This window comes from Cedecea sp. B1(4), assembly GCF_059414925.1.
In genome coordinates this window covers 368,450-383,467 of sequence record NZ_JCAHMZ010000004.1, presented here as the reverse complement: position 1 = coordinate 383,467, position 15,018 = coordinate 368,450, and the positions used below count along the sequence as shown (strand labels likewise).

The 15,018-nt window shown below is 52.8% G+C and carries 13 protein-coding genes; 4 read left to right on the top strand and 9 right to left on the bottom strand.

Annotated features, from left to right (window positions below; translation table 11 throughout):
• Positions 1-2 precede the first annotated feature (2 nt).
• The 4 genes from nuoC to lrhA form a co-directional block, all read right to left on the bottom strand.
• Complete coding sequence (gene nuoC, locus ACR6JA_RS11445) at positions 3-1,814, bottom strand: NADH-quinone oxidoreductase subunit C/D (protein WP_008459775.1); 1,812 nt, start codon at positions 1,812-1,814, stop codon at positions 3-5.
• 86 nt (positions 1,815-1,900) lie between these two features.
• A complete protein-coding gene (gene nuoB / locus ACR6JA_RS11440) occupies positions 1,901-2,575 on the bottom strand; it encodes an NADH-quinone oxidoreductase subunit NuoB (protein ID WP_008459774.1) in 675 nt (224 codons plus the stop codon).
• 15 nt (positions 2,576-2,590) lie between these two features.
• Positions 2,591-3,037 (bottom strand): NADH-quinone oxidoreductase subunit NuoA, encoded by a 447-nt coding sequence (nuoA, locus tag ACR6JA_RS11435; protein ID WP_008459773.1) that lies wholly within the window; start codon positions 3,035-3,037, stop codon positions 2,591-2,593.
• A 631-nt stretch (positions 3,038-3,668) separates the two neighbouring features.
• A complete protein-coding gene (gene lrhA / locus ACR6JA_RS11430) occupies positions 3,669-4,604 on the bottom strand; it encodes a transcriptional regulator LrhA (RefSeq protein ID WP_213712794.1) in 936 nt (311 codons plus the stop codon).
• 1,001 nt (positions 4,605-5,605) lie between these two features.
• Between lrhA and alaA the strand changes: the two genes are divergently transcribed.
• Both alaA and yfbR read left to right on the top strand, forming a co-directional pair.
• Positions 5,606-6,820: an alanine transaminase AlaA gene (gene alaA / locus ACR6JA_RS11425; protein ID WP_494492788.1), complete on the top strand. Its 1,215-nt coding sequence runs from the start codon at positions 5,606-5,608 to the stop codon at positions 6,818-6,820.
• Between the two features lie 75 nt (positions 6,821-6,895).
• Positions 6,896-7,495 carry a 5'-deoxynucleotidase gene (gene yfbR, locus ACR6JA_RS11420; protein WP_166990925.1) on the top strand — a complete coding sequence of 200 codons (600 nt, stop codon included), beginning with the start codon at positions 6,896-6,898 and terminating at the stop codon, positions 7,493-7,495.
• A gap of 82 nt (positions 7,496-7,577) precedes the next feature.
• Here yfbR and ACR6JA_RS11415 read toward each other — a convergent pair whose 3' ends face one another.
• The 5 genes from ACR6JA_RS11415 to ACR6JA_RS11395 all read right to left on the bottom strand — a co-directional run bounded on the left by ACR6JA_RS11415 (position 7,578) and on the right by ACR6JA_RS11395 (position 11,480).
• Positions 7,578-9,410, bottom strand: coding sequence for an SLC13 family permease (locus tag ACR6JA_RS11415; protein WP_494492787.1), 1,833 nt, complete (start codon positions 9,408-9,410; stop codon positions 7,578-7,580).
• Between the two features lie 91 nt (positions 9,411-9,501).
• On the bottom strand, positions 9,502-10,197 hold the full coding sequence (locus ACR6JA_RS11410; protein ID WP_250153476.1) for a sugar phosphatase: 696 nt from the start codon (positions 10,195-10,197) through the stop codon (positions 9,502-9,504).
• Positions 10,175-10,669 carry a YfbU family protein gene (locus tag ACR6JA_RS11405; RefSeq protein ID WP_008459766.1) on the bottom strand — a complete coding sequence of 165 codons (495 nt, stop codon included), beginning with the start codon at positions 10,667-10,669 and terminating at the stop codon, positions 10,175-10,177. Before ACR6JA_RS11405 ends, ACR6JA_RS11410 begins: the two co-directional genes overlap by 23 nt.
• A 95-nt stretch (positions 10,670-10,764) precedes the next feature.
• Positions 10,765-11,220 carry a terminus macrodomain insulation protein YfbV gene (gene yfbV, locus ACR6JA_RS11400; RefSeq protein WP_494492786.1) on the bottom strand — a complete coding sequence of 152 codons (456 nt, stop codon included), beginning with the start codon at positions 11,218-11,220 and terminating at the stop codon, positions 10,765-10,767.
• Between the two features lie 56 nt (positions 11,221-11,276).
• On the bottom strand, positions 11,277-11,480 hold the full coding sequence (locus tag ACR6JA_RS11395) for a hypothetical protein (RefSeq protein ID WP_157141428.1): 204 nt from the start codon (positions 11,478-11,480) through the stop codon (positions 11,277-11,279).
• 78 nt (positions 11,481-11,558) lie between these two features.
• Here ACR6JA_RS11395 and ackA point away from each other — a divergent pair, with 78 nt between their 5' ends.
• Together ackA and pta are read left to right on the top strand one after the other, a co-directional pair.
• Positions 11,559-12,761: an acetate kinase gene (gene ackA, locus ACR6JA_RS11390; protein WP_154188127.1), complete on the top strand. Its 1,203-nt coding sequence runs from the start codon at positions 11,559-11,561 to the stop codon at positions 12,759-12,761.
• Positions 12,762-12,846: 85 nt separating this feature from the next.
• Entirely contained in the window at positions 12,847-14,988 is a 2,142-nt protein-coding gene (gene pta, locus ACR6JA_RS11385) for a phosphate acetyltransferase (RefSeq protein WP_166872182.1), read from the top strand.
• Positions 14,989-15,018 lie beyond the last annotated feature (30 nt).

The window sequence follows — 15,018 nt, the reverse complement described above, 5'->3', positions numbered from 1 at the left end:
AGTTAGCGATCCACATCAGACATTACAAAATCGATACTACCCAGATAGACAATCAGGTCAGAAACCAGGCTGCCACGGATCGCCGCCGGAATTTGCTGCAGGTGCGCAAAGCTCGGGGTACGAATACGGGTACGATAGCTCATGGTGCTAGCGTCGCTGGTCAGGTAGTAACTGTTAATCCCTTTCGTTGCCTCAATCATCTGGAATGATTCATTGGCCGGCATGACCGGGCCCCAGGAAACCTGCAGGAAGTGAGTGATCAGGGTTTCGATATGCTGCAGCGTGCGCTCTTTCGGCGGCGGCGTAGTCAGCGGGTGATCCGCTTTGAACGGGCCGGCTGGCATATTTTTCAGACACTGCTCAAGGATGCGCAGACTCTGGCGCAGCTCTTCAACTTTCAGCATAACGCGGGTGTAGCAGTCGCTGATGCCACCGCCAACCGGGACTTCGAAATCGAAGTTCTGGTAGCCGGAGTAAGGGCGAGCCTTACGCACGTCGAAGTCGATACCGGTGGCGCGCAGGCCAGCACCGGTGGTGCCCCACTCCAACGCTTCTTTCGCGGTATAGGCTGCAACGCCCTGGGAACGGCCCTTCAGAATGGTGTTGCGCAGCGCGGCTTTCTCATAAGAATCCAGGCGCTTCGGCATCCACTCCAGGAACTCTTTCAGCAGGCGTTCCCAGCCCTTCGGCAGGTCGTGTGCAACGCCGCCAATACGGAACCAGGCCGGGTGCATACGGAAACCGGTAATCGCTTCCACCAGATCGTAGATTTTCTGACGATCGGTAAACGCGAAGAAGACCGGCGTCATGGCGCCCACGTCCTGAATAAAGGTGGAGATGTACAGCAGGTGGCTGTTGATACGGAACAGCTCAGAGAGCATAACGCGGATAACTTCAACGCGCTCCGGCACGACGATGCCAGCCAGCTTTTCAACCGCCAGCACGTAAGGCATTTCGTTGACGCAACCGCCGAGGTACTCGATACGGTCGGTATACGGAATGTAGCTGTGCCAGGACTGACGCTCACCCATCTTCTCAGCACCACGATGGTGGTAGCCGATATCCGGCACGCAGTCGACGATCTCTTCGCCGTCCAGCTGCAGGATGATACGGAAAGCACCGTGCGCGGAGGGGTGGTTCGGCCCCAGGTTCAGGAACATGAAGTCTTCATGTTCGCTGCTGCGCTTCATGCCCCACTCTTCAGGCTTGAAGGTCAGCGCTTCCATTTCCAGATCTTCTTTCTGTTTAGTCAGGATAAACGGATCGAATTCGGTGGCGCGCGCCGGGTAGTCTTTACGCAGCGGGTGGCCTTCCCAGGTCGGCGGCATCATGATGCGCGTCAGGTGCGGGTGACCATTAAAGGTGATGCCAAACATCTCCCAGGTTTCACGCTCGTACCAGTTGGCGTTTGGGAAGAGTTTGGTCAGCGTCGGCAGGTTAAGATCGTTTTCAGACAACGCCACCTTGAGCATGATATCGCGATTGCGTTCAATGGAAATCAGGTGGTAGAAAACGGAAAAATCCGCAGCCGGTAAACCGTTGCGGTGTGTGCGTAGACGCTCATCCATGCCATGCAGGTCGAACAGCATAACGTAGGGTTTTGGTGATTTCTTAAGGAAATCGACCACTTCCAGTAACTGTTCACGCTTAACCCAAACGACGGGCACCCCGGTGCGGGTTGGCTGAACGGTAAAGGCATCCGGCCCAAAACGGTTACGCAATTCGCCAATGACCGGATCATCCAGGTGATCCCTTGTCTGCCAGGCTGGCATAGCGGCGTCTTGCGCGGTTAAATCGGTCATAGTTCTCACCATTGCAAATGGTTCTGTGGTGACTGCGTTCAGTGTCTTTGTTTTTATATTATTGATATACAAAGACGCTCACTGACCGCAGGCGCTAATTAAATCTCGTCCGGCGTCCGCAGGTTGGTGACCGCGATACGCTCGCCGCGCTTACGCTCACGCTCGGACTGCATGTTGGCGCGGTAAACACCCTGATCGCCAACGACCCACGACAGCGGGCGGCGCTCTTTACCGATAGACTCCTGCAGCAGCATTAACGCCTGCATGTAGGCTTCCGGACGCGGCGGGCAACCTGGGATATACACATCAACCGGGATAAATTTATCGACACCTTGCACAACGGAATAGATGTCGTACATGCCGCCAGAGTTAGCGCAGGCGCCCATGGAAATGACCCATTTAGGCTCCAGCATCTGATCGTAAAGGCGCTGAATTACCGGAGCCATTTTGGTGAAGCAGGTACCGGCCACCACCATCAGGTCAGCCTGACGAGGAGAAGCACGTAAAACTTCTGCACCGAAACGCGCCACGTCATGTACAGCGGTAAACGAAGTCACCATCTCTACATAGCAGCAGGAAAGACCAAAGTTGTATGGCCAGATTGAGTTTTTGCGACCCCAGTTCACCACATCGTGCATAGCATGCTCGAGCTTGCCCATGTAAACGCTGCGGTTAATCTCTTGTTCGAGGGGATCGGTTACGATCTCCTGCTTTTGCAGGGGGTAACGGTCATTCTCACCGTTGGGGTCTATGCGGGTGAGCGTATAGTCCATCTTATTGCCTCGCTATTACTGCGTATGACGGTTAGTGAGACTGTCTGTTTCCGGGTTGATTTTCTCACGACGCGAACGCGCAGGAGTCCAATCCAGAGCGCCAACGCGCACCAGATAAACCAGACCAGCCAGTAGCACTAAAATGAAAATTGCGGCCTCGACGAAGCCAATCCAGCCGCTTTCACGGATAGAAGTTGACCACGCGTAGAGATACAAGGCTTCCACGTCAAAAATAACGAAGAACATGGCGACCAGGTAAAACTTGGCGGAGAGACGTAGACGCGCCGTACCAACGGAGTCGATGCCCGACTCGAAGGGGGTGTTTTTGTGCCGTGCCTTAGCTCGTCCGCCAAGGAACCAGCCCCCGACAAGCATCAAACAACACAGGCCAACGGCGACAATAAGAAAGACAGCGAACGCCCAGTGATGAGCGATAACTTCAGTGGATGTTGACATACTCATTGCTTACTCATCAAAAGTGGCGCCAAAGTCTCTGCTCTTGTTGGCAGATGAACGCCACATCGATTCATGGGGAGGAACAATCAACCGTACAATAACTACCGGAAATAATACGTAGGCAGCCAATTGATGGGGTTTTTTACTCCTTTCTATAACCTTTTGTCAACTTTAACAAAAGTATCCACACATTAATTTACACCGACAGCAATTCATTAACATTTAATGCGTTAAAACTCATCAACACTCGCGTAAAGACCAGATTTAGATGAGGGTGAATCGTGTCCGTTCCGTGTGAAAAGATAAACAGCCCCTATATTTTGGCAGGAAATCTCAACTATTCCTCCCCCCAAGAGGGAGTATTTTCTTGATCTGAGACACGCTTTTGTTAATCCACTTCAAAAAGAAGCAACATTGTTATGCGTTTTTTAACATTACCTGGCCTTTGCATGAAGTCCTTGCTCGCAAAATGAGCAAAAATAAACACACAACCAATATATTGAATTTGTTAGAAAAGATGAGTACCCCGGTGATTTAATGAAAATCAGGTATAAAAAATGGGCCGTTGGCGTAAAAAAAACCACCAACGACCCATTTTGTATCTTTAATATTTTGTTACTAACTAGTCGACCTACTGCTACTCAAAATCCCCTTCAACCAGCAGCGTGTCATCCCCTTCACTTCCTGCGGTGTTATAGCGGTATGGGTTTTCCGGCGTCGCCAGCGCGGTGAAGATCGCTTGCGCCAGCTCATTACCACTTTCGGGGTTTTTACACAGCAAATATTGGGTTTCAGGTAAAATGGGCAGCCCTTCTGACGCACCCAGGACACGAAGTTCCGGACTCATCATTTCAACCGGCCTGGCCGTTACGCCTAACCCCGCTTTTACGGCGGCCCTGACCGCGGCAAGCGTAGAAGCGACATAAGAAATACGCCATGGCGTCTGGCTGGCATCAAGATGTTCGAGCATCATATCGCGGTACGGGCTTGGATCGTCCAGCATCACCAGCGGCAGCGCTTCCCCACTTTGAAAGACATAATCAGCGGCGCAGTACCACAGCGTAGGCGAGGTTCGCAGGACAATGGCATCAAAGTGAGAAGGGTTTGATGTCGTCACCACCAAATCGACCTCATGCTGATTAAGCATTTCGATCATAAAGGGGTTGCGTTTGACCCTGACATCCAGCGCAAGCTTGGGGTAAACCGAACTGATGCGGTTTAACAGGAACGGCAGGATGGTGTCCGCCGTTTCATCGGAGGCGCCAAGGGTAAGGGACCCTTGCAGGTTGTTAAACATCAGTGAAGAGCACGCTTCATCATTAAAGCGTAGGATTTTACGCGCATAGCCCAGCAGTTGAATGCCGTGCTCGGTGAGCAGTTTATTGCGACCATGTCGGGCAAAAAGCTCTTTCCCAACTAATTGCTCAAGGCGCTGCATCTGTTGGCTTACAGCGGATTGAGTACGGCACACTGCCGCTGCCGCTGCCGCAAAGGTATTGAGATCGGCGACCGCAACGAATGTCCTCAGCAGATCGAGGTCGAGGTTCAGTATCGGACGATTTGCGTTAATCATAATTTATTCACTAATAGGTTGCTCTTTCGAGTCTGCCCTGGTTGTATTGCTATGATTTATCAAAGAGATAAAGCAATTCCTTTTACCGAATGTCTCCGGTAGTCTTGGCCGCATACGTTAGCGACGCTTCTGTTTGTTATTTTTGTATTCCCGGGCATATCTCAATTATCTAAAACACGCCTTAACGGGATATTATGCAGGTCAGGATAAGAAAAAAACACCAACTCATCGTACCAGTTAACTATTTTAAAACTGTGTTATAAAGGTAAACCAGCGTCGAAAAACGACTTTTAATAAGCTTTTATATGATTATTTAACGGGCTGGAGCATAACGGCAGGCTTAAACCGGCCAAAACACACAACCAGTTGAATAATAATAGAAATATTTTAAGACACCAGCAAGACCATGGCGTTGGCACAGTCCTTCGCATCCAAAACCTACCATTTTTCGTAGTGCATCTTACAGTAAAACATGATGTTTTATAACACTTATTACGAATTATCTGATCTTATTCTCTTTTTGTGGTTTCCACCCCGTTGATTATTTACAACGTTTTTTGAAGTCAGCCACACAGTATAATAAAAGACACTTAATTAGTGCCGAGGCATTTATCTATTACATTGACCAATCTTTTGATATACATCTCTTTAACTACATTTTCATTGATCCCTTAATATTTCAGGCATGAATATTAATTTTTCCTTATGTTTAGCGACAACGCATTCACATTGACAGCACCTCCCCCTCCGTACGAAGCAATAGGCAGTGAATACCATTACAACACAGAGACATCGTTAGCTTATAAAACCAAACTAACTAAAATTTATAGATCTTTTAACCATTTACTTTTTTAAATCGCATTGCGTGCTTATACATTGTGCTGTAAAGATAAATTGCATTTCTTCAAGCCCCATCCTTCAAATCTCGCTGAAGCAGGAGTACATTGTGGCGGTGCGCTTCCACGGCAGGACGCGAAATTAACAACAAAGGTCGAAGCTTCATGTCCCCCATCGAAAAATCCAGCAAACTTGATAATGTCTGTTATGACATCCGTGGCCCGGTACTCAAAGAGGCAAAACGCCTTGAAGAAGAAGGCAACAAAGTGCTTAAGCTCAACATCGGCAACCCCGCGCCGTTCGGATTCGAAGCGCCGGATGAAATCCTTGTTGATGTGATCCGTAATCTTCCAACCGCCCAGGGATATTGCGACTCCAAAGGGCTTTTCTCTGCCCGTAAAGCCATCATGCAGCATTATCAGGCTCGTGGGATGCGGGATGTCACTACGGAAGATATTTATATCGGGAACGGCGTTTCCGAACTGATCGTCCAGTCGATGCAGGCGCTGCTAAACAGCGGTGACGAAATGCTGGTTCCCGCGCCGGACTACCCGCTTTGGACAGCTGCCGTTTCATTGTCCAGCGGCAAAGCCGTGCATTATCTGTGTGATGAGAGTTCTGACTGGTTCCCGGATCTCGACGATATCCGCGCTAAAATCACCCCACGCACGCGTGGCATTGTGATTATTAACCCAAACAACCCTACCGGCGCCGTTTACTCCAAAGAATTGCTGTTAGAGATTGTCGAGATTGCGCGTCAGCATAATCTGATCATCTTTGCCGATGAGATTTACGACAAAATCCTTTATGACGATGCCCAGCATCACTCGATCGCAGCCCTGGCACCGGATCTGTTAACCATTACCTTCAACGGCCTGTCAAAAACCTATCGCGTTGCCGGTTTCCGTCAGGGTTGGATGGTGCTCAACGGGCCGAAGAAACACGCTAAAGGCTATATTGAAGGTCTGGAAATGTTAGCCTCGATGCGCCTGTGCGCCAACGTCCCTGCGCAGCATGCTATTCAGACCGCACTGGGGGGGTATCAAAGCATTAGCGAGTTTATCGTGCCTGGTGGCCGTCTGTACGAACAGCGTAATCGTGCCTGGGAGCTGATCAACGAAATTCCTGGCGTCTCCTGCGTTAAACCTCGTGGGGCCCTGTACATGTTCCCGAAAATTGACGCAAAGCGCTTCAATATTCATGACGACCAGAAAATGGTGCTGGACTTCCTGCTGCAGGAAAAGGTTCTGCTGGTTCAGGGTACGGCATTTAACTGGCCGCGGCCGGATCACGTGCGTATTGTCACTCTTCCGCGCATTGATGATCTGGAAATGTCGATAGCTAAGCTGGGACGTTTCCTCGGACACTACCATCAGTAAGCCGTTCGGGGGCATTTGCAATGCCCCCTTTCTCCCCTCACAATGACGTCACCAAGTTGTTACCGCGAGAACGTCATGAGTCAGAGCCATTTCTTTGCCCACCTCTCCCGCCTGAAACTGATTAGCCGCTGGCCACTAATGCGGAATGTCCGCACCGAGAACGTGTCTGAACACAGCCTGCAGGTCGCCATGGTTGCCCACGCCCTTGCCGCTATCAAAAATCGCAAGTTTAACGGCAACGTAAATGCCGAACGTATTGCGCTGCTGGCGATGTATCACGACGCCAGCGAGGTGCTGACCGGGGATCTCCCCACGCCGGTAAAATACTTCAACTCGCAAATTGCCCATGAATACAAAGCCATTGAAAAGATTGCGCAGCAAAAACTGATCGAAATGGTGCCGGAAGAGCTTCGTGATATCTGGGCGCCGCTGATTGATGAGCACAGCTACAGTGAAGAAGAGAAAGCGCTGGTGAAGCAGGCCGATGCATTATGCGCTTATCTGAAGTGCCTGGAGGAGCTGTCGGCCGGGAACAACGAGTTTCTGCTGGCGAAAAGTCGCCTGGAAAAAACGCTGGCCGACCGCCACAGCCCGGAGATGGATTATTTTATGCGGGTCTTTGTGCCGAGCTTCCAGCTTTCGCTGGATGAAATCAGCCAGGATTCGCCGCTTTAAACACGCCCATCTGCCGAAGCGAAATCAGGATAATGTTTTCCCCTTCTCCCTGACAGGGAGGAGGCCGGGATAAGGGTAAATATCAGAACGGGAATAACATCGGCACCATCACTACGCTCACGATCATCACAATGACGGTAAACGGCACGCCGAGCTTTACGAAGTCGCTGAACTTATAGTTTCCTGGCCCCAGCACCAGCGTGTTCACTGGGGAAGAGACTGGCGTCATAAACGCCGCAGAAGCCGCCATCGCCACAATCATCGCAAACGGATACGGCGACACCCCCATTGATTTAGCCGCAGCCAGCGCAATAGGCGCCATCAATACTGCCGTGGCGGTATTAGAAATAAATAACCCGATAGCCGCACACATCACAAACAGGCACACCAGCATGATATATGGGCCGTAGCCGCCGCCAAACTCCATCAGCCCATGAACGATCAGATCCACCCCACCGGTTTTCTGCAGCGCTAAAGCGAAAGGCATCATCCCGACAATCAGAATAATGCTCGGCCAGTGAATCGCCTTATAGGCGCTTTCCATATCAATACAGCGGAATTTGCCCATCAACAAACAGGCGATAATCGCGGCGATTGGATTGGGTATTTCGTCGGTCAGCATCAGCGCCACCATCAACGCCAGGCAGAAAATCGCATGAGGTGCCTGGCTGTGGGCCGGGGAGGCATCCTGCTCTTCCACAGGCAGACTCAGCACCAGAAAATCACGGTTCTGCTGCGAAAGCAGGTTGATCAGTTTCCAGTCACCAACCACCAGTATAATGTCGCCCAACTGGATAGGTTCATCCACCAGCAATCCTTCCATGGCTTCGCCCGCCCGCCGCAGGCCAACAACGTTAAGGCCGTAGCGGGTTCGGAAAGCCATTTCTCGCAAAGTCTGCCCGGTGAGCCCTGATTCTGGCAGCAGAGAAACTTCTGCCATCCCCACATCCAGCGCCTGATCGGAAAAATATTCCCCCCGCAGGATCATTGGCTCCAGCATTTGCTCCCCGCAAAACTCTCGCAAATCAACCTCTGAGGCCGACATGTCAATCAGCAGTACATCGCGGGCGCGGAATTCCGTACCGCCGCTCACGTTGACAATAACGCGCCGAAAGCGGCGCCAGCGCTCCAGGCCAATCACATTCGCGCCATAGCGTTCACGCAGCTTTAAATCGTCCAGACGATGGCCAACCATCGGTGAGCCAGGGCGGATAGCCAACCGACGAGCCCGCCCGGTCAGGCGATATTCTTTTATCAGATCGCGAAATGAACGGCGCTTCCAGCTCTCTTTGCCTGCCTCTTCGCCCTGCCCTTTGAGCGCGAAACGCGCCACCAGCATATAAAGGATGCCCAGCACCAGCACCGCCAGGCCAATCGGCGTCACGCTAAAGAACTGGAACCCCTCCAGCCCCTCACGAAGCAGTTCGCTGTTGATTACCAGGTTAGGCGGCGTCGCAACCAGCGTCATCATGCCGCTTATCAGCCCGGCAAAACTGAGCGGCATCATCAGCCGGGAAGGCGAAATTTTCATGCGCATAGAAACGCTAAGCACCACCGGAATAAAAATCGCCACCACGCCGGTGGAGCTCATAAATGCCCCCAACCCGGCCACCGTCACCATCAGCAGGACCAGCATTTTGGTTTCACTGCTGCCCGCCACGTCCACCAGCCAGCTTCCCATCTTGGTGGCTACACCGGTGCGCACCAGCCCGTCGCCAATAATGAACAGCGCGGCAATCAGAATCACGTTGGGATCGCTAAAGCCGGAAAATGCTTCGCTGAGGCTTAATGTTCCGCTGAGCACAAAAGCGACAATCACCAATAGCGCCACCGCGTCCATACGCATTTTTCCGGTGGCGAACAGCAGAACGGCAATCGCCAGTAACGACAACACCCAAATGAGTTCCGAATTCAAAACGATTCCCTGAATGGCTGAATATTGGTGAATTGAATGTAGATGAGAATGCCATAAAAAAACCCCGCAAATGCGGGGTTAAATCATGGGATTAGTGTTTTCTTAACACTTCGACGACTCCGTCTGGGGATTTCTGGACGAGCAGTTCGGTGAGGGACGTCAGAACGTAATCCACGTGCTCAAGCCGGGGTGTATCCGCCGGGGCGTTAACGGCTATCACGTGGCAACCGGCAGCCAGCCCTGAAAGCACGCCTGCTGGCGCGTCTTCAACGACCACGCACTCTTCCGGCTCCAGGCCAAGCAGCTGCGCTCCCAGCAAATAGGCATCCGGCTCAGGTTTACCGCGTGCGACGCGTTCCGCCGTCACAAACACTTCCGGCTCTGGCAGCCCACCAGCCAGGCGACGAGCGGATGCCACCGGCACGGAACCTGAGGTGACTATGGCCCACGGAATACCCGCTTCGTTAAGATGAGCCAGCAGCTCCGCAGCGCCCGGCAGCGCGACAATGCCTCCGGTATCTTCAGACTCAAGTTTCTCCAGACGCAGGAACTCCTGCTGAATCTCTTCCTCAGAAGCACCGGCCATAAAGTGGCGCAGTGAGGTAATCGCCTGCTTGCCGTGGATGAAGCCTAATACTTCTTCCGGGGAAATATTAAAACGCTTTGCCCAGTTTACCCACGCGCGTTCAACGGCGGGAAGGGAGTCAACCAGCGTACCATCCAAATCAAACAAGAAACCTTTACACTTCACTCCGCGTCTCTCCTCAGGCGTTAATGATCTGCGCAATCTCGTTGGCGCTTAAGTGATACTGACGTGGGCAGGCGTGCCACACTTTCAGCATTCGTTGGTATTTGTCCCACATTGGGGTTTGGGCGTTGAAACCGTGGGTGCCGGCATCAAAATGGGTATAGCGGCCTTCAATATTCACCATAAAACGAACATAGCCGAGGAAGCGGGCTTCGGTGGCGGCATCAAAGCCCATAAAGGTGACGCGGCGTTCATCGATTTCTTTGCTGTCTTTCAGGTTTGTCCAGGAGACATGCATGGCGTGATACATTTCCATGATGTCGATAACGATGCGGCATGTTTCTTCTTTTAGCTCGCCAAACTCGCGATCCAGCTCGCGCATTTGCAGGCCATAGCCACGTTCGATGATGGTCTGCAGACGACGATAGCGTTCGGCGTTATCCGGGTCCATCATCGTCATCATCTTATACTGGTTAGATAAAATCAGACGTTGCGCGTGGGTCATTTCCATTTCCTGGCTCCTTTGGTACATGGAAAAATGCAGGTTACGACGAGGATAACCTGTAAGAAAGTATGCCTTCTTTTATATGCGCAACCGCAGGGTAATTACAAATCATCCAGGAAAGTTTTATCCAACTGCTTAAACGCGCGCTTCAGCACATCCGCCAGCGCCTGGTAATCTGGCTTACCTTCCACCGGTGCCAGCGCCTGTCCGGCTTCCTGAAGCTTCATGCGAACGTCATAAAACCACTGTAACGTCGACGGCGGTAATGGCGTGACCGAGCGCTTACCCAGCCACCATAGCCCTTGCATCGGCAGGCTACAGGCAAAGAGTGCCGTCGCCACCGCCGGGCCAAGCTGGCCACCCAACGCGATTTGCCACGTCAGGGTAAATACCGCCAGCGGCGGCATAAAGCGGATGGCATAGCGGGTGGCGCGTATCACGCGGTTTTCGATAAATACCGGCGCCAGACGCTTATCAAGCGGCCAGGTCTTCGAGTATTGTTGCCCACGTCCGAACAGGCTAAACCAGCTTACATGGCTATTCTGGGGTGTCGACATGGCTCATACCTCAACTCTACGTATAAAAAATAAAATAATACTGCAACTCAACAACTCTAAATGACATCGTTCAAAAAATTTTGTCTTTCCGAGCCGCTATCTGCTACCCTGTGCCGGCCTTTGATGGCCGTAGTTGGGAAACCACAAGCTGTCAAACATTCTTTTACATCGCCGTGACCTGCAGCTTCAGGAATATGGCGTAAACTCTGAGTAATTTTATTCGCCATGCCGAAAAACGCTTCCGGCATGACGTTAATCATAAATGTCCGCGTCATCATGCGCTACGCTGATAGACTCACTGACGTTTTTTTAGCCACGTATCAAAAATAGGTACTTCCATGTCGAGTAAGCTAGTACTGGTTCTGAACTGCGGTAGCTCATCCCTGAAATTCGCAATTATCGATGCTGTAAACGGTGAAGAGTACCTTTCTGGTTTAGCAGAGTGTTTCCACCTTCCTGAAGCCCGTATCAAGTGGAAGCTGGACGGCGCTAAACAAGAAGCGGCTCTGGGTGCAGGTGCCGCTCACAGCGAAGCTCTTAACTTCATCGTTAATAAAATTCTGGCAGAAAAACCAGAATTGTCCGCTCAGCTGACCGCAATTGGTCACCGTATCGTACACGGCGGTGAAAAATACACCAGCTCCGTAGTTATCGATGATTCCGTGATTCAGGGTATCAAAGATTCAGCCTCTTTTGCACCGCTGCATAACCCGGCTCACCTGATCGGTATCGCTGAAGCCCTGAAATCCTTCCCTAACCTGGCTGATAAAAACGTTGCCGTGTTCGACACCGCGTTCCATCAGACCATGCCGGAAGAATCTTTCCTCTACGCTCTGCCATACAAACTGTACAAAGAGCACGGCGTTCGTCGCTACGGCGCACACGGCACCAGCCACTTCTACGTGACTCAGGAAGCCGCAAAAATGCTGAACAAGCCGGTTGATGAACTGAACATCATCACCTGCCACCTGGGCAACGGCGGTTCCGTTTCTGCAATCCGTAACGGCAAATGCGTTGATACCTCCATGGGTCTGACCCCGCTCGAAGGTCTGGTGATGGGTACCCGCTCCGGCGACATCGACCCGGCTATCATCTTCCACCTGCACGATGCCCTGGGCATGAGCGTAGAAGACATCAACAAAATGCTGACCAAAGAGTCCGGCCTGCTGGGTCTGACCGAAGTGACCAGCGACTGCCGTTACGTTGAAGACAACTACGCAACCAAAGAAGACGCTAAACGTGCAATGGACGTTTACTGCCACCGTCTGGCGAAATACATCGGTTCCTACACCGCGCTGATGGAAGGTCGTCTGGACGCCGTTGTCTTCACCGGCGGTATCGGTGAAAACGCCGCGATGGTGCGCGAACTGTCCCTGGGCAAACTGGGCGTACTGGGCTTCGATGTTGATCACGAGCGCAACCTGGCTGCACGTTTCGGCAAGTCTGGCTTCATCAACAAGGAAGGCACCCGCCCTGCGGTGGTTATCACCACCAACGAAGAGCTGGTCATCGCTCAGGATGCATCCCGCCTGACCGCCTGATTCCCTCACCGCCAGCCTTAGCTGGCGGTGTTGTTTTCTGAGTCGAGTGAGCATATCTGCTCGCGAAAACGAAAGAGGTTATACCGTGTCCCGTACTATTATGCTGATCCCTACCGGAACCAGCGTCGGCCTTACCAGCGTAAGCCTTGGCGTTATCCGTGCTATGGAACAAAAAGGCGTTCGCCTGAGCGTGTTCAAACCTATCGCCCAGCCGCGTACCGGTGGCGATACGCCGGACCAGACCACCAGCATCATCCGTGCTAACTCCACCATCCCGGCCGCTGAGCCGCTGCACATGAGCCACGTTGAGTCTCTGCTGTCCAGCAACCAGCAGGACGTGCTGATGGAAGAGATCATCGCCAACTACCACAACAGCAGCAAAGATGCTGAAGTTGTACTGGTTGAAGGCCTGGTGCCAACCCGTAAACACCAGTTTGCGCAGGCGCTGAACTATGAAATCGCCAAAACCCTGAACGCAGAAATCGTCTTCGTGATGTCTCTGGGCAATGACTCTCCGGAGCAGTTGAAAGAGCGTATCGAACTGACCCGCAGCAGCTTCGGCGGCAGCAAGAACACCAACATCACCGGCGTCATCATCAACAAGCTGAACGCCCCGGTTGATGAGCAAGGCCGCACCCGTCCCGATCTGTCTGAAATCTTCGACGACTCCAGCAAAGCAAGCATCGCTAACATCGATCCTAAGCTGCTGTTTGCCGACAGCCCGCTGCCGGTTCTGGGCTGCGTGCCGTGGAGCTTCGAGCTGATTGCCACCCGCGCAATCGACATGGCTCGCCACCTGAACGCAACCATCGTTAACCAAGGCGACATCAACACCCGCCGCGTGAAGTCCGTTACCTTCTGTGCGCGCAGCATTCCGCACATGCTGGAACACTTCCGCCCTGGCTCTCTGCTGGTTACCTCCGCAGATCGCCCGGACGTGCTGGTTGCTGCCTGCCTGGCCGCCATGAACGGCGTGGAAATCGGCGCTATCCTGCTGACCGGTGGTTACGAAATGGACCCACGCATCAGCAAGCTGTGCGAACGTGCTTTTGCCACCGGCCTGCCGCTGTTCATGGTTGAAACCAACACCTGGCAGACCTCTCTTAGCCTGCAGAGCTTCAACCTGGAAGTCCCAACCGACGACCATCAGCGTATCGAAAAAGTGCAGGAATATGTGGCCAGCCACATCGATGCTAACTGGATCGAATCCCTGACCGCGACCTCCGAGCGCAGCCGTCGTCTGTCTCCTCCAGCGTTCCGTTACCAGCTGACCGAACTGGCTCGCAAAGCCGGTAAACGCGTTGTGCTGCCGGAAGGCGACGAACCGCGTACCGTAAAAGCGGCAGCCATCTGTGCTGAGCGCGGCATCGCCACCTGTGTTCTGCTGGGTAACCCGGATGAAATCACCCGTGTTGCTGCGGCGCAGGGCGTTGAGCTGGGCGCAGGCATCGAAATCGTTGACCCAGAAGTGGTTCGCGAAAGCTATGTTGCCCGTCTGGTTGAGCTGCGTAAGAGCAAAGGTATGACCGAAGCTGTTGCCCGCGAACAGCTGGAAGACAACGTTGTGCTGGGCACCCTGATGCTTGAGCAGGACGAAGTTGACGGCCTGGTTTCCGGCGCGGTTCACACCACCGCCAACACCATCCGTCCACCGCTGCAGCTGATCAAAACCGCACCGGGCAGTTCTCTGGTCTCTTCCGTGTTCTTCATGCTGCTGCCTGAACAGGTTTACGTTTACGGCGACTGCGCGATCAATCCGGATCCAACCGCAGAACAGCTGGCAGAGATCGCGATTCAGTCCGCTGACTCCGCAGCCGCCTTCGGTATCGACCCACGCGTCGCAATGCTCTCCTACTCCACCGGTAACTCCGGCGCGGGTAGCGACGTTGAGAAAGTGCGTGAAGCAACCCGTATCGCTCAGGAAAAACGCCCTGATCTGGTTATCGACGGTCCACTGCAGTACGACGCTGCGGTTATGGCTGACGTGGCTAAGTCTAAGGCACCAAACTCTCCTGTTGCGGGCCGTGCGACCGTGTTCATCTTCCCTGACCTGAACACCGGGAACACCACCTACAAAGCGGTACAGCGTTCTGCAGACCTGATCTCCATCGGGCCAATGCTGCAGGGTATGCGCAAGCCGGTTAACGATCTGTCCCGTGGCGCGTTGGTGGACGATATCGTCTACACCATCGCTCTGACCGCGATTCAGTCCGCTCAGCAAGCGTAAGCTCACTGAGACGCAAAAAAGGCAGCCATC